Source organism: Kribbella sp. NPDC104218, from assembly GCF_055584105.1.
This window is the reverse complement of record NZ_JBVJMQ010000004.1, coordinates 66019-81817: the sequence shown is the minus strand read 5'-3', so window position 1 is coordinate 81817 and position 15799 is coordinate 66019. Positions and strand designations below refer to the sequence as shown.

General features: G+C 70.4%; 12 protein-coding genes. 4 read left to right on the top strand and 8 right to left on the bottom strand.

What is annotated here, in order from left to right; genetic code table 11:
• Window positions 1-174: 174 nt before the first annotated feature.
• A complete protein-coding gene (locus tag ACZ6ZD_RS31430; protein ID WP_465677559.1) occupies window positions 175-567 on the bottom strand; it encodes a VOC family protein in 393 nt (130 codons plus the stop codon).
• A gap of 7 nt (window positions 568-574) precedes the next feature.
• Complete coding sequence (locus ACZ6ZD_RS31425) at window positions 575-772, bottom strand: hypothetical protein (protein ID WP_465677558.1); 198 nt, start codon at window positions 770-772, stop codon at window positions 575-577.
• Window positions 773-902: 130 nt separating this feature from the next.
• Here ACZ6ZD_RS31425 and ACZ6ZD_RS31420 point away from each other — a divergent pair, with 130 nt between their 5' ends.
• Window positions 903-3986, top strand: a complete 3084-nt coding sequence (locus tag ACZ6ZD_RS31420; protein WP_465677557.1) for a PD-(D/E)XK nuclease family protein — start codon at window positions 903-905, stop codon at window positions 3984-3986.
• Window positions 3979-7386, top strand: coding sequence for a UvrD-helicase domain-containing protein (locus ACZ6ZD_RS31415; RefSeq protein ID WP_465677556.1), 3408 nt, complete (start codon window positions 3979-3981; stop codon window positions 7384-7386). The genes ACZ6ZD_RS31420 and ACZ6ZD_RS31415 overlap by 8 nt, the downstream gene beginning before the upstream one ends.
• Here the strand turns inward: ACZ6ZD_RS31415 and ACZ6ZD_RS31410 are convergent.
• The 4 genes from ACZ6ZD_RS31410 to ACZ6ZD_RS31395 form a co-directional block, all read right to left on the bottom strand.
• Complete coding sequence (locus ACZ6ZD_RS31410) at window positions 7383-8003, bottom strand: LysE family transporter (protein ID WP_465677555.1); 621 nt, start codon at window positions 8001-8003, stop codon at window positions 7383-7385. The two genes, ACZ6ZD_RS31415 and ACZ6ZD_RS31410, sit on opposite strands and share 4 nt — an antisense overlap.
• Before the next feature lie 134 nt (window positions 8004-8137).
• Window positions 8138-8344, bottom strand: a complete 207-nt coding sequence (locus ACZ6ZD_RS31405; protein WP_465677554.1) for a helix-turn-helix domain-containing protein — start codon at window positions 8342-8344, stop codon at window positions 8138-8140.
• Complete coding sequence (locus tag ACZ6ZD_RS31400; protein ID WP_465677553.1) at window positions 8344-8832, bottom strand: DUF2975 domain-containing protein; 489 nt, start codon at window positions 8830-8832, stop codon at window positions 8344-8346. The genes ACZ6ZD_RS31405 and ACZ6ZD_RS31400 overlap by 1 nt, the downstream gene beginning before the upstream one ends.
• A 63-nt stretch (window positions 8833-8895) precedes the next feature.
• Window positions 8896-9636, bottom strand: coding sequence for a GntR family transcriptional regulator (locus tag ACZ6ZD_RS31395; RefSeq protein ID WP_465677552.1), 741 nt, complete (start codon window positions 9634-9636; stop codon window positions 8896-8898).
• On the opposite strand from ACZ6ZD_RS31395, the gene ACZ6ZD_RS31390 reads away from it, so the two are divergent.
• On the top strand, window positions 9635-10414 hold the full coding sequence (locus ACZ6ZD_RS31390; protein WP_465677551.1) for an alpha/beta fold hydrolase: 780 nt from the start codon (window positions 9635-9637) through the stop codon (window positions 10412-10414). The two genes, ACZ6ZD_RS31395 and ACZ6ZD_RS31390, sit on opposite strands and share 2 nt — an antisense overlap.
• Window positions 10415-10549: 135 nt before the next feature.
• The gene (locus ACZ6ZD_RS31385) at window positions 10550-11176 is read left to right on the top strand and encodes a DUF6308 family protein (protein ID WP_465677550.1); all 627 of its coding nucleotides are present in this window, start codon (window positions 10550-10552) and stop codon (window positions 11174-11176) included.
• Between the two features lie 3 nt (window positions 11177-11179).
• Here ACZ6ZD_RS31385 and ACZ6ZD_RS31380 read toward each other — a convergent pair whose 3' ends face one another.
• Both ACZ6ZD_RS31380 and ACZ6ZD_RS31375 read right to left on the bottom strand, forming a co-directional pair.
• Window positions 11180-12685: an LLM class flavin-dependent oxidoreductase gene (locus ACZ6ZD_RS31380; RefSeq protein WP_465677549.1), complete on the bottom strand. Its 1506-nt coding sequence runs from the start codon at window positions 12683-12685 to the stop codon at window positions 11180-11182.
• A gap of 46 nt (window positions 12686-12731) precedes the next feature.
• A complete protein-coding gene (locus tag ACZ6ZD_RS31375) occupies window positions 12732-15692 on the bottom strand; it encodes an AfsR/SARP family transcriptional regulator (RefSeq protein ID WP_465677548.1) in 2961 nt (986 codons plus the stop codon).
• Between the last annotated feature and the right edge of the window lie 107 nt (window positions 15693-15799).

The following is a 15799-nucleotide window of genomic DNA, read 5'->3' as shown; positions in this document are numbered from 1 at the left end:
CTGTATCAGTTTCTCGCGCAGAGCGCGAAGCCGCGGGCACACCGTCCCCGTCAGGCTTCTCCGTCACGAGCACCGTCCTTCCACCTCTGCCCCGCGACACCTACCGCCTGGGACAACCATGTCACACCAGCAGCCACTGTCGTCACTCCAGGCATCAGTAGTCTCACGCATCAGTCAGGGGGCCACGAGCTCCAGTTCGTAGCCGTCGTCGTTGTGCAGGAACGCGGCGTAATGCTGCGGCCCGCCGGCGTACGGGTGCCGGTCGGCGAACATCAGCGTCCAGCCGTGGGCCGGCGCCTCGACGACGATCGCGTCCAGCTCGGCGCGGCCGGCGACATTCAGGGCCAGGTGGTTCAGGCCGGGGCGGAGCCGGTCGTGGTCGGCGGCCGACATCGCCGGGCTCTGTTCGGCCACCAGATAGCTGCCGTCGGGCGCGATCCAGGTCATACCGCCCGGCCAGCCGTCGCCGTCCTTCCAGCCCAGCCGGTTCAGCACCCAGCCCCAGCTGCGGACGGCACGGGACAGCTCCGGAACCCAGAGTTCGACGTGATGCACGGCGGCGACCATCGGAGCATTATCTGTGCTCGTCGAACCGGCTCGACACCGCCGTCGCCACGGTCCCCGTGACGAGCAGCCAGACCAGCGCCGCGAGCAGCCAGGGCCACCAGGAGCGGCCCTGCGCGGCTTCGGCGACCGCCTTCCCCGACAGCCCGCCGGACGGCGCGAAAACGGCCACGAGCAACACCCTCGCGAACGTCGTCTGCCTGGTCATCTCCTCATTGTCACCAGCTCGTCCGACCCCCGCAGAAACCTTGGCGTTTCGCGCCTGTTGGAGGGGATTTCCGAACTTGTCCGTGGCAGGGTCTACCGTCTGCGGTGACAGTTGAGGATCGGGGGTTTTCGTGAGCAGCACCCGGATCGAGAGCACGGCGTACGGCGCGGCCGCGCTCGATCGTCTGCAGGCCGTCGTGCAGCGGCTGAAAGCCGGCGACCCGATGGCCCCGGTCACCCTGCTGCTGCCGAACAACCTGGCCGGCGTCGTCGCCCGCCGGCACCTCGCGAAGACCGCGATCGCGGGGCTTTTCCCGGCCACCTTGGAGCGGCTCGCCGAGCAGCTGGCGGCCGGGCTGCTCGCGCCCCGGCGGCCCGCGACCCGGCCGATCGTGGCCGCGAGCTGGCGGACGGCGCTGTCGAAGGCGCCGGGGATCTTCCACGAGGTCGCCGACCACCCCTCGACCATCCAAGCGCTTGCCTCGGCCCATCGGGAGCTGCGCGATCTGTCCGAGTCCGCGCTCGACAAGGTGGCCTCGGCGTCCGTCCTCGGTCCCGATCTGGTCCGGCTGCATCGTCAGCTGACCGGCGATCTGACCGGTGAGTGGTACGACGAGACCGACCTGCTGCGCGCCGCCGCGGCCCGGGTCGAGGCCGAGCCGGCGATCGTCGGTGAGCTCGGCGCGTTGGTGCTCTACCTGCCGCAGGAGCTCACCCAGGCCGAGGCCGCGTTCGTCCGGGCGCTGGGCGCCGCCGCGGCCGACCTCACCGTGATCGTCGGGCTGACCGACGTCCGGCGGGCCGATCGCGCCGTCCGGCGGTCGCTGGAGCGGATCGGTCTCGACCTGCCGCCCTCGATCTCGCGGAACTATCCGGTCGCGACCGAAATCCTCAACGCCTCCGACGCCGACGACGAGATCCGCTGCGTGGTGCGCGAGGTCGTCGCCGCGCTCGAGCGGACGTCGGCGCACCGGATCGCGGTCCTCTATTCGTCGATCACGCCGTACGCGCGGCTGCTGCACGAGCACCTCTCGGCCGCGGGGATCGCGGTCAACGGCCCGGGGACGCGCCCGGTGCACGAGCGAGCCATCGCGCGGACGCTGCTGGAGGTGCTCGCCCTCGTCGATCAGGACCTGCCGCGCGCCGATGTCTTCCGCGCCCTGTCGAACGCACCGACGCGTGACTTCACCGGTGAGCGCATCCCCGTCCCGCAGTGGGAGCGGATGTCCCGGGCGGCCGGTGTGGTGCGTGGTGACGACTGGGAGAGTCGGCTCGCCCTCTACGCGCAGTCCGAGCGCCGCACGGCCCAGCAGGAGGAGGCGGCGGAGGATCCGCGCCCTGCAGCGATGCGGCGCGCGCAGTACAACGCAGAGAAGGCCGAGCGGCTGCATGCGTTCGCGTCTGAGCTACGGCGTCGGCTGACCGCGCTGACCGGGCTGGAGAGCTGGTCCGAGCTTGCCAGCGCGGTTCTGCAGCTCTTCCAGGAGCTGCTCGGTGACTACTCGTCGCTGCCGATCGAGGAGCAGTACGCCGCTGCTGCCGTCGAGGGGTCGCTACGCGGCCTCTCAACGCTGGATGAGCTCGGTACGCCGGCGAGTCTCGCAGTGCTGCGCGACGTCCTGGAGCTGGAGCTGCAGCAGTCGCTCCCCCGGGTCGGCACGTTCGGGACGGGCGTGCTGGTCGCGCCGCTGTCCGCGAGCGTCGGGCTGGCGGCCGACATCGTGTACGTCGTCGGCCTGTCGGAGGACCTCTATCCCGGGCGCGTCCACGAGGATGCGCTGCTCCCGCACCGGGTCCGCGAGGCCGCCGCGCCGGAGCTGGCCTCCTTCCGCGACCGGCTCGACGAGAAGCAGCGACACCTGTTGGTCGCGTTCGCGGCCGGCGCGCGCAAGGTGGTCGCTTCGTTCCCCCGTGGCGACCTACGCCGTTCGTCGCGGCGGCTGCCGACCCGCTGGCTGCTCGGCTCGCTCCGCTCCCTGAGCGGCGACCATGCCCTGGCCGCCACCGCCTGGGAGCAGGGCGCGTACGGCGATCGCCTACGGACCTCGGCGTCGTACGCCGGCTCGTTGACGACGGCAACCATGCCGGCGAGTGAGCAGGAGTGGCAGGTGCGGTCGGCGGCGGCCGGGTTGTGGCTGAGCGACCGGGTGCTGGTTCGCGCTCGTGAGCTGCTGCGCGGCCGCGGCAGTCCGGCGTTCACGCGCTTCGACGGCGACCTGTCCGGCGTGCCCGGCCTCCCGCAGTACGCCGTCGAGGATCGGGTCGCGTCGCCGACGTCCCTGGAGGCCTACGCGAGCTGCCCGCACGCGTACTTCGTCGAGCGGCTGCTCCAGGTCGAGCCGTTGGAGGCCCCGGAGGATCTGCTCGTCATCTCGCCGATCCAGGTCGGCAACCTGATCCACGACAGTCTGGATGCGTTCGTCAGCCGGCTGGCCGGTGCGCTCCCGGCGTACGGCGCGGCCTGGCCGGCGGAGCAACGGCAGCTGCTGCTCGCGATCGGGGCCGAGCTGGCCGACCGTTTCGAGGCGGAGGGGCTGACCGGCCATCCCCGGCTGTGGCAGCGTGAGCGGCTGCGCATCCTCGGCGATCTGATGGTTCTGCTGAGCGATGACGACCGCTGGCGGTCCGAGCGGGAGGCGTCGGTGGTCGCGAGTGAGCTGCGTTTCGGGTTCGACGGCGAGCCGCCGGTAGAGATTCCGGTGCCGTCCGGGCGGGTGCTGCTGCGCGGCTCGGCCGACAAGGTCGACCTCGGCCGCGACGGCACGATCTACGTGACCGACGTGAAGACCGGCGGCTTCTCGCGGTACGAGGGGATCGAGGCCGATCCGGTCGCCGCCGGTACGAAACTGCAGCTACCCGTCTACGCGTACGCCGCGCGGGCCCGGCTCGGCGCGGCCGATACGCCGGTCGAAGCGTCGTACTGGTTCGTCCGGCGCGGCGGGAAGCGGATCCCGGTCCCGCTGACCGCCGAGGTCGAGGCGCGTTACGTCGAGACGCTGGACGTGATCGTGTCGTCGATCGCCGGTGGGCTCTTTCCGCCCAAGGCGCCCGAGATCCCGGACTTTCTCTGGGTGCAGTGCCCGTACTGCAATCCGGACGGGATCGGCCACAGCGAGGTCCGCGCGCGATGGGAGCGCAAGCGGCAGGATCCGACGTTGGAGCGGCTGGTCCGATTGATCGACCCTGCGGTGTACGAGGAGGCCGGCGATGAGTGAGCAGCTGCTCGACGGTCCGGCCCGGGAGCGGATCCGGACGGATACCGAGACGACGCTGTTCGTCGAGGCCGGCGCGGGCTCGGGGAAGACGCATGCGCTCGTCGACCGGGTGACGACGCTGGTGCTGCGCGATGGCGTGCCGCTGCGGACGATCGCGGCGGTGACCTTCACCGAGAAGGCCGGCGCCGAGCTGCGGGACCGTTTGCGAGTCGAGTTCGAGAAGGCGCGGAAGGGGCCGGCCGGGCCGCTGGCCGACGAGGCGCTCGACGATCTGGACTCGGCGTCCATCGGGACGCTGCACGCGTTCGCGCAGCAGCTGCTGCTCGCGCATCCGATCGAGGCCGGTTTGCCGCCGCTGATCGACGTCCTCGACGAGGTCGGTTCGTCGGTCGCCTTCGAGGAGCGCTGGGCCGAGCTGCAGCAGCAGCTGCTGGACGACGAGGCGATCGCCGAGCCGCTGCTGCTGGCGATGGCGGTCGGCGTCGAGCTGAAACACCTGCGCTCGCTGGCGCGCCTGTTCGGCAACGACTGGGACCTGATCGGCGAGCGCGTGCTGGTGGCGCCGCCGGAGCTGGTCGCGATGCCGGATCTGACCGGTCTGACCGCCGCGGCCGCGCAGCTCGGCGGCTTGGCCGAGTCCTGCTCGGACGCCGAGGACCGGCTGCTGCCGAAGCTGCGGCAGATCCGCGAGCTCGGGCTGATGCTGGAGACCGCGACCGATCAGGAGACCCAGCTCGCGGTGCTGCAAACGCTGCGCGGGCTGAAGATCGGCCGGATCGGCCGCAAGGAGAACTGGCCCGATATCGCCAAGGTCCGGTCGGACTGTACCGCCGTCGTGGACGTCGCCGGTTCGCTCGTCGAGCTGCTCCTCGATGCTTGCCTCCGGCATCTTTCCCGCTGGGTCGCGGAGCGGGTGCTGGAGTCGGCCGAGGTCCGGCGACGGGACGGCCGGCTGGAGTTCCACGACCTGCTGGTGCTGGCGCGCGACCTGCTGCGGCGGGAGACGTCGGTCCGCTCGGCGCTGTCCGACCGGTTCGAGCGCCTGTTGCTGGACGAGTTCCAGGACACCGACCCGATCCAGATCGAGCTCGCCGTCCGGATCGCCGCGGGCGCGGACGGCGGCGCCCCGGACTGGCACGACATCGACGTCCCCGACGGGCGGCTGTTCGTCGTCGGCGACCCCAAGCAGTCCATCTACCGCTTCCGCCGCGCCAACATCGCGACCTACCTGACCGCCCAGGAGCTGCTCGGCGAGACCGTCACCCTGACCACCAACTTCCGGACCGTCCCACCTGTCCTGGCCTGGATCAACCACGTCTTCAGCGCCCTCATCCAGCCGCAGGACGCCGCCCAGCCGACCTACCATCCGCTGACGCCGCATCGCGAAACCCCCGCCAAAGCTCCCGAGCCGGAGGTCGTCCCGGCCGACGGCGAGGAGCTCACCCTCTTCGACTTCATCTCCGACGAACCAGAGCCCGAGCCTGAGCCGCCGGCGGGTGACGGCCTCGGTCAGCTCCTGCAGTTCCGGCGTCCCGACGACGAACCGGCGCCCGCCCCCGCGCCGTCGTACGACGAGGCGGTCTCCGGTCCGGCGGTCAGCATTCTCGGCGCGACCCCGCACGACGATCTGCCGAGGGCCCAGGCGTCCGTCCTGCGTGAGCGGGAGGCGACCGATGTCGCGGCGGTCATTGACCAGGCGCTCCGCGAGGGCTGGCTCGTCCACGACGAACGGCGCAAGACCTGGCGGCCGGCCGCGGCGGGCGATATCGCCGTCCTGGTTCCGGCGCGGACGTCGCTGCCGTTCCTCGAAGACGCACTCGATCGGGCCGACATCCCGTACCGCGCGGAGGCCAGCTCGCTCGTCTATCAGACCGCCGAGGTGCGTGACCTGCTCGCCTGCGCCCGCGCGCTCGGCGATCCGAGCGACCAGCTCGCGCTCGTCACCACCTTGCGCTCAGCGCTGTTCGGCTGCGGCGACGACGATCTCTTCACCTGGAAGCGGTCGGGCGGCAGCTTCACGCTGACCGCGCCGGTCCCCGACGGCCTGCTGGCCCATCCGGTCGGCGAGGCGATGGAGTGGCTCCGGCGCGCGTATTACGCCGCGCGCTGGCAGACGCCGAGCGAGGTCCTGGCCAAGATCGTCGCCGACCGCCGGATGCTCGAGGTCGCTGCGATCGGCCCGCGCGCTCGGGACGCCTGGCGCCGCGTCCGGTTCGTCGTCGATCAGGCCCGCGCCTGGTCCGAGGTCGAGCACGGCGGTCTGCGCGCCTACCTCGCCTGGGCCGCGCATCAAGGTGAGGAGGCCTCCCGCGTCGCCGAGGCGGTGCTGCCCGAGACCGACGCCGACGCCGTCCGGGTGATGACGATCCATGCCGCGAAAGGCCTGGAGTTCCCGATCGTGATCCTGTCCGGGATGACCGCCGCCCCGAACCGGCAGCGCGGCGTCCAGGTCCTCTGGCCGCCGGACGGCGGCTACGCGGTGAAGCTCAAGTCCTCCGTCCAGACCGAGGACTTCGACCTCGTCCAGCCCGTCGACGAGCAGATGGACGATTTCGAGCGCCGCCGCCTGCTGTACGTCGCCGCCACCCGCGCGCGCGACCACCTCGTGGTCTCCCTGCACCGCTCCGGCACCAGGCGGCATTCCAGCAACGCCGAGCTGCTCGCCTCGGCCGATGCCGCCGAGGCCTCGACCGCGACGCTGTTCGACGGCCCGCCGCCCCCGGCGCGCGACCCGCGAGCGACGTCCGACGTGAGCCCGCCGATAAGCCGCAAACAATGGGACGAGCAGATCGAAGGCGCCCGCAAGGCCAGTCGCCGTCCCTCGGCCCAGAGCGCCTCCGGCCTGGAGGGCACCGCGCCGGCGCTCGCCCTGGGCGCGGAGACCGAGCCCGGGACGGCGAAGGCCGCTCGCGACCTCGAGCTGCCGCCGTGGTCGAAGGGCCGCTACGGGACGGCGATCGGTCGCGCCGTCCACGGCGTCCTCCAAGTCGTCGACCTGACGACCGGCGCGGGTCTGGAGCCTGCCGTCGCGACGCAGTGCCTGGCCGAGGGGGTTCTCGAGTACGCCGGTGTCGTGACGGCCCTAGTCCGCTCCGCGCTCGGCTCGGAGGTCGTGCAGCGAGCCGCCGCGCGGGAGCACTGGCGGGAGTCGTACGTCGGCGCCGTCCAGCCCGATGGCACCGTCCTCGAAGGTTTCGTCGACCTCATCTACCGCGAGGACGACGGCCGTCTCACCGTCGTCGACTACAAGACCGACGCCGTCCCCGAGGCGGCGCTGGACAGTCGCGTCGCCTACTACGCCCCGCAGCTGCGGACGTACGCCGACATCCTGCCCAACACCGCCCCACCTGTCCTACTGTTCCTCAACCCGGCCGGAGCCGTCGCCAGACAGTTGCCCTAGACAACCAATCGCACCGCGAGGACGACGATCACCGCACTCGACGCCAACGCGGTGATCAGCCGGCCGAGCCGCCCGGTCAGGACCCGTCCGAGCAGCGCGCCTCCGCCGGCCAGCAACAGCTGCCAGCTCGCCGACGCCAGAAAGGCCGCCACCACGAACACCATCCGCTCGACCGCGCCCGGATCGTCGCCCGTCCCGCCCAGCACCAAGGCGGCGAAGTAGATCACCGTCATCGGGTTGAGCAGAGTCATACCGAGCATCCCGACGTACGCCGTCCGCGCGCGCATCGGCGGCTCCTGCTGAAGCCCGGTCAACCGGCCGGCCCGATACCGCCGTACGCCGCTGATCGCCGCAACCGCCGCGAGGCCCACCAGGACCGCCACGGAGGCCCAGCGCAGCGGCTCCACAATCGGCGCCAGCACTGGCGCCAAGGCGGAACCGGCCACGGCCGCGACGAGCGCGTAGATTCCGTCAGCCGATGCGATCCCGAGCGCCGCGGCAGCTCCGACCCGTAACGAACTCCGCGCGCTCAGCCCGACCAGATAGGTGCCGACGGCTCCGACCGGAACGGCGATGCCGTACCCGGCGAGCACGCCGGCCACCACCACCTCGATCACAAGCGGAAGCGGCTCGACCCCCACCGACGGCCGGTCTGCTGCTGGAACCGAGCCGCCACGTCGGCAACCGGTTTCGTCAGCAACATCTCGATCGTCGTAGTCATGTCTCCATGATCAGCAGCGCCGCAACCCAATTAGTCCGGCTCGAAGCGCAGCAGGTCTCCAGGCTGGCATTCGAGCACTTCGCAGAGCGCGGCCAGAGTGCTGAACCGGACGGCCTTCGCGCGCCCGTTCTTCAGCACTGCCAGGTTCGCCGGGGAGATACCGACGCGCTCCGCGAGCACGCCAACGGCCATCTTCCGCTTGGCCAGCATCACGTCGACGTCGACCACGATCGGCATCAGATCACCTCGTCGAGCTCAGCCTGCAGCTCCTGCGCCTCGACGTCTCTCGCCACCGCCTGCACCAGCAGCAGCCGCATCACGAACACCACCAGCGCGACGCCGGCGATCACGAGCGACAGCCCGCAGATCAGACCGACCACCCCTGGCGCGACGGCCTCGCCCGGCGCCAGCACGACGGCCAGCGCGAAGGCGAGCACCGACGCGACGCCGATCGCGCCGATCACGACGTCGACGTACCGGAACGCGCCGTTCGAGAAGACCGTCCCCCGCCGAACCATCGTCAGCAGCCGCCAGATACAGACCGCCGTCACCTGCAGCGTGACGATGCCCAGCACGACGATGACGACGAGCGGAACCCGCACGCCCGCGGGCGCCTCGTCGAGATCGGCCCAGATCAGCGGAACCAGCACGGTCTGCACCAGCAACGATCCGGCCAGCGCGATCACCAACACCACTCGCAACGCGAGCACAGCAACTTTCCCCATCACCCCTCCTAACGAGCAACGATTCAAATCTATCGATATTCGACAGATTCGACAAGCTTCTCGTCAGTGACCGAGTAGCCGAGCGCTCTCCTCGGCGCGCTGCAACGCGGTCAGCAGCGCCGCCCGGCCGGCCTGGTCGATATCGGCCGCGAGCGCCGCCACGGCAGCCTCGCCGCCCTGCTGCAGCTTCTCGACCAGCTCGCGATGGACGGCGGCGAGCCGGGCCGCGTCGAAGTCCGGCCGGACGAACGTGAGCAGCAGCCGGACTTCGTCCTCGCAGTGCCGATAGCTGTCCAGCAGCCGCCGATTGCCGGCCGCGGCGACGATCGCGCGGTGGATGGCGCTGTGCACACCGGTCAGCTCTCGCCACGACGGCCGCGGCTCCCGAGTCGCCAGCGCCTCGAGCCGCTCGACCTCGACGAGCACGGGACCCAGATCCGCCCCCGCGGCCAGCGCCGTCCGCAGCGCGCCGAGCTCGAGCACCTTGCGGTAGTCGAAGATCTCGTCGATCCGCTCCCGGCTCAGGGCCGCGACAACCGCGCCCCGATGCCGCTCGTGGACGACGAGGCCGCGCTCGACGAGCAGCCGCAGCCCGGCCCGGATCGTGTGCCGCCCGACGTCGAACCGCTCGGCCAGCTCCGCCTCGCGAAACCGCGTCCCGACCGGATGTACGCCGTCCAGCAGCTCACCCCGCAACGCCTCCGCGACCCGCTCCGGCACCCCGACCACGGTCAGGCCCTCCCATGGATTGTGCAACAATATTTGAACGCTTATAGCAACAATACTGCCGATCGGAGCGCCCATGCCCATCGACAACCTCGAAGTCCACGGCACGTCTGGCCCACCGGTTCTGCTCGTGCCCGGTGGCGCCGAGTCCGCGCTCGGCTTCTTCCCCGGGCTCGTCGAGGGCCTCGTGGCCGATCCCGGCTGCCGCGTCATCGTGCACGACCGGCCCGGGACCGGGACGTCCATGCTTCCCGGCGCTCTCGCCGACGCTCCCGCGCACCTGAATGCGCTGATCACCGAGGTCGGCCTCGGGCCCGCGGTCGTCGTCGGTCAGAGCCTCGGCGGCGCCGTCGCGGTGCTGCTCGCGCAGGCGCACCCCGAGAACGTCGCCGGCTTGGTGCTGCTGGATCCGACGCCGATCAACGACCCCACGCTCTGCGGCCGGATCGAACGCATGACCCAGGTGCTGGCCGCGCTGGCCAAGGTCCCGGTCGCCCGCGGCCTGCTCGCGGCCGTGCTGCGCTCGAGTGTCGCCCGCAGCACCCGCGGCCGCGACCTCCGGCCCGACTGTCAGGCGGTCTTCGACCGCACCGCCAATCTGGACATCGCGCAGCTGGATCGAGCCGTCACCGGCCTCGCCGCGCTCTCGGCGAAGATCGCCCCGAAACCGCTTCCCAGCGTTCTCGTCACGGCCGACCGCAAACCCGGCGCCGCCATCACTCAGGCGCACACGCGCCTTGCCGAGGCGCTCGGCGCGACGCTGCGCAGCTTCCCCGGCGCGGACCACAACGTGCAGCTGACGCACCCCGACGAAACCCTCGCCGCGACCCGGGCGCTGATCAGCGAACTTCGGTGACGCGGCCGATGGTTACCGATTGTGGATAACGGGAAGTGACCCTGGGGTGTGGGTGAGCGTCCGGTCGCCTACGATCTGCGGGAACACTGTGAGGAATGCTGGCGGGTCTGCCACAAAGAGTGTGAGGGTGTGGCCATGAACATCGGTACTCGGAAGATCGTCGTCGACGAGGCGATCGCGCAGTTGCGGCTGTATGCCGAGACCAACGGCGCCGTACTGCGGTACTACGACGGACTGCCGGGGCAGACGCTGATCGGCGGCTCGGACCCGAACCAGGTAACGCTGGAGGATCTGGCGCGGACGATGGTGATCGGCTCCGACCTGCGCGCACTGGACATCCCCTGGCTGCTCGAGGTCGAGGCGGACAAGGAGTTCGCGGCCGTTCCGGTCGACGCCAGGCTGGAGGACGCCGCGCCGGGCAGCGAGCTGTTCGAGGCGGCGATGGCGCTGGACGAGAAGTTCTCCGGGCACCGCGGCTTCGGCCAGGCGAAGAAGTCGAAGCTGCTGCACCTGAAGCGGCCGTTCCTCTACCCGGTCAGCGACAGCTTCATCCGGATGACCTACACGAACGCGGCCGCCGGCGCGGAGTTCCTGTCGGCCGTGCACCGCGATCTGGTCAACCCGGCGAACGTCCGCGACTTCAAACTGCTGCAGGTCCGGCTGATGCAGGAGCCGCCGACCTCCGCCGCGCGGGTCCTCAGCGAGGCGCCGACACTGCGCCTGCTGGACATCCTCGCTTCGCTGCTCGGCGAGGCGAAGTAGCCGCTACGTCAGGCCGAGCCGCGCCAGCGGCTCGACCAGCTCACGCTCCTCGTACGACAGGTGCGAGAGCAGGGTGTCGTCGAGCAGATCGACCGCAGCACGCAGTCCGGTGATGTCACCGCTTCCGTCAACCAGGGCGACCAGCGCCTGGTCCACACGCTCCAGAACGTCGTGGATGACGAGGTGCTCCTCCTGCAAGCGGTTGACGACCGGAGCAAGTTCCGGGTCCGCCCGCCGCAGCCGCGGGAAGAGCATGGCGTCCTCCAGCGAGTGGTGTGAGGTGACCAGGCGGCAGTACGACTCGCAGTACGTGCCGAGCGTCCAGTTGTTCTGGCGCATCGTCATCGTGCTGATGTGTGAACGCGCCTGTCCGACACCGAGCGAGCCCGCCGCGACCTGCTCGACCAGATCGTGGATCTGCTCGAGCTCTGCGCGCAGGTGGTCGTGTACGTCGATCAGGTGCTGCCCGGAAGACAGCTGCTGTGGCGTGTACGTGCGCGACGGGTCCAGCGCCGGTCCGGTCGGCCGCTCGGACTCATCGATGAGCTGTACGGCGCTTCGGCGTACAGCGGGAGGTGGCGTCGGTACGACGCCGAAACCGGCAGACTGCGGGGCCACCGTCGTTGGAGCTCCACTGCGGGCCGACTGCACCGCTTCGCGCACTCCCTCGGCCACCTCGGCGAAACGCCGGATGTCGGTCGGGTCGTCCGAGCTGAGGATGTAGGTGCTCATTCCTTCGTTGAGCGTCAGCTCGGTGAGCTGGTCGATCCACAGCGCCTCCGGCCCTTGCAGGAACCCACCGCTGCCAGCGAACCGGCCAGACACGTTGTAGAGCCGTCGTACGTCGGCTGGGTCGCGTCCGGCGTCCACTGCGGCTTCGTCGATCAACTTGTTCATTGCGGTCAGGTCTTCGGGTTTGGCGTACGGGCTGCTCGGCAGCCAGCCGTCGGCGAGCCGGCCGGTGATTGCGAGCATGCGGGGCTTGTAGGCGCCTAGCCAGATCTCTACGTCATGGGCGGGCTGCGGGCCGCGCTTCGCACCGGAGACCGGGTAGTGCGCGCCTGGGAGCCGGATGCCGCCGCCGGTCGGCTCCCAGACCGCGCGGATGACCGCGATGGCCTCTTCCAGTGCGGTGATGCTCTGGCCGGTTGTCAGCCGCGGACCGGCGTTCGCCGCGACGGCGTCCAGGAAACCGCCCGCGCCGAGGCCGAGCTCGACCCGGCCGCCGCTGATCAGGTCGAGGGTGGCGACGCTGCGGGCCAGGACTACCGGATGCCGGAGCGGGAGGTTGGCGACGTTCGTGGCGACCTTGATGCGCTGGGTCTGGGCGGCGACGACCGACAGCAGCGTCCAGGCGTCCATCAGCCGCGGCTGGTACGGGTGGTCCTGGAAGCTGACCAGATCCAGGCCGACCTGCTCGGTGAGCTGCGCGAGCGCGATCACGCGGGCGGGGTCGTCGATGGCCGGGGTCAGGAAGGTGCCGAAAACGAGGTCGTGGCCGTAGTCCATGACTCCAAACTACGCTGTGCTCAAAATAATCTCAAACACAGAACATCTACTGTTGGATTAGATCGAAAGCCTGCTGTGGCGCCAGCAAACCGCCGGCCGCGACACCGTCGTCATAGCGCTCCGACCCGAGCGCGTCGCGCACCGCCTCGACTGCGCGCTCCAAGTCCTCCACCTCGGTTGACGCGATCAGATGCTCGCCTGCGGCGCGAGTGGCGGCCGCGGAGCCGAGGAGCTGCGCTGCGACGCTCTTGTCCGGCAGGCAGGCAGCTATGGCCTCCAGCGCCCAGCACATGCTGCGGACCGAGTCGTGGCCAGCGGCGACCTCGAAAGCCTCCATGTGCAGCTTGAGCGCCGCATCGGGCTCGCCCTTGAGCTGCAGGACGAAGCCCAGCTCTTGCAGCACCATCGACAGATAGAGCACTGCTTCGGGCTGTGTCCGGGCTGCGGCGAGCAGAGTGCGCAGGCGGTGCTCGGCCTCGACCAAGTCGCCAGTACGCCGAGCCGCGAACGCAAGCACGATCTCGGCGAGCGCCTGGAGCGGCCGCTGGCCCTGCTCGACCGACAACCGTAGCGCACGTTCACCGTGGGCGCGGGCACCGACGTAGTCGCCCTGGCGGACCTGCGTCCAGCCCAGCATGCCGAGGGCGCCTGCCACTTCCGGCCACAGCCCGAGCTCCTCCCCGATCTGCACGCCCTCGCGGTGCATGCGCGCAGCCTCGTCGAAATTGCCCTCTAGCTCGGCTGCGGCGCCAAGCCAGGTGGTGGCCTGCAGCATGCCCCACCGGTCCCCCACCGACTTGAAGAGCCGCACGCTCTCGCTGGCGTCCGCCCGCAACGCAGCCAAGTCGGACCGAACGTGCTGATGCTGCGCTCGGGCCGTCAACGCCGCTGCAGCACCCCACGTATCGCCGTCCGCCTCGAAGCTCTTCAGCGCGCGCTCCAGCAACACCTGGGCCGCTGCGAGCTCGCCCATATCGCTACTGGTGAAGGCGATCCACCACTGCCCGCGCGCATCAGCCGTCTCCTGCCAACGCTCACGCTCGGCGCTCGCCCGCTCATCGGCCTGCAGGTAGAGGAAGCCAGTCCGCCACGCACCTGCCCGTGGCGACTCCGGTACGGCGTCCAGGGAGCGCACTGCCTCCGGCGTCCGGCCTCGGAGGTACCAGTACCAGGCCAGCGCATCGACGAGTCTCTCGGCCAGGTCGGTTTGTCCGGTCACCACTGCGCGGTCCAGCGCCGTCCGCAGGTTCGCGGTCTCCGCGTCGAGCTGCCGCAGCCAGTGCCCTTGCTCAGCACCGAGCAGCCGCGCTGACTCGGCCAGCGTTACGTAGTACTCCAGATGCCGCTGCTTCAGCTCCTCGAGCTCATCTGCAGCCTTTTCGATGCAGTACGCCGCTACTGACTCCAGAAGCCGGTAGCGCGGGCCGTCCGCGCCGTGCATGGCGACAACAAGCGACCTGTCGACAAGTCGCACCAGAACGTCTACAACGTCCGGGTCCTGACAGACGGCCGCCGCAGCCTCTGCTGTGCAACCGTCGGCGTGGACGGCGAGGCGGCGCAGGACGACCTGCTCCTCCGGGCTGAGCAGCTCCCAGCTCCAGTCGATCATCGCCTGGAGTGTCTGCTGTCGTGGCGCGGCTCCGCGATGGCCGGTCGCGAGCAACCGGAAGCGGTCGTCCAGTCTGGTCACGAGACCGCGAATACCCAGCGCACGCACTCTGGTCGCGGCGAGCTCCAGCGCGAGCGGAATGCCGTCGAGGCGTCGACACAGCACAGACACGTCTGCAGCGTTCTCTGTGGTCAGTAGGAAGTCACGAGCCGCCCGCGCGACGAAGAGTTGCACAGCGCTGCTGTGGGCGACGTCGTCGAACTCGGACGCCGCAGTTGGCACTTCCAGCGGCGGCACGGTCCACACCACCTCGCCGGCCAGGTTGAGCGGCTCACGGCTGGTCGCCAGCACGCGCAGCCCGGGAGCCGCCGCCAGCAAGCTGTCGGCCAGGTCAGCAACCTCAGCAACCACCTGCTCACAGTTGTCGAGCACCAGCAGCCGTGAGCCCATCACTGCGGCCAGCCGCTCGACGGACGTGGCCGTCGGCCCACCGCTGTCTCTGAGGTCCAACGCAGCCTGGACGGCGTCGGTCAACGAGTCCCGCACGGACAGCGCGGCCGGCGTCACGGCAGCCAGCTCGACGAACAGGACGCCGTCCGCGAACCGGTCAGCCACCGCGGACGCCGACGCCAGGGCCAGCCGGGTCTTGCCGACTCCACCTGGCCCCGTGAGGGTGACGAGTCGTGAGGTCGTCAGCTCGGCGTCCAGCGCTCCTAGAGCGTCGCTGCGGCCGATGAGCTCGGACAACTGGGCAGGGAGATTGCTGCGGGCCTGCGGCAGCTCCTGCGCGAGGATCGACTGCTGCAGCGCCACCAGCGGCGGACTCGGGTCGAGACCGAGCTCATCGAGGAGCAGCTGGCGCAGCTCCTCGAAACTCTCCAGCGCCTCGCTCTGTCGCCCCGCTCGGTACAAAGCGCGCATGTGAGCGGCCCGGAGACCCTCGCGCAGCGGGTGTTCGGTCAGCAGTGCAGACAGCTCATCTACCGGGACATCAGCACGCTCCAGCACAGCCAGGCGCTGTTCAGTCAGCCTGGCCACCGCCGTCTCGACGAACGCCTCGTCCGCGAAGTCGGCGTACGCCGGACCGCGCCACAGGGCGAGCGCCTCGTCCAGCCGCCCGCTGTCGACCCGCTCCGCGAAGGTGAGCGCGTCGTACGACGCCTTGTCGACGGTGAGCGAGTAGCCGGCCGGACCGGAGCAGACGAGCGCACGGCTGCCCGGCTCGGCGTCCTCGAACGCACGGCGCAGCTGCGAGACCTTGGCCGACAGCGTGCCGGATGGGTTGCCCGGAAGCTGTGAACCCCAGAGGTCGTCGATCAGCCGGTCCGCAGGGACCGGTCGGCCCTCGTGAGCGAGCAGATCAGCCAGCAACGCGCGCACCTTCAGCCCCTGGATCACCACGGGCTCCCCCGCGTCTGTCCAGGCCGTAACCGGTCCTAGCACCCCGAAACGCATGGCCGCACCCTATCTTTCCGCAGCCGGACCGGCGGACCGGAAAGAAACCG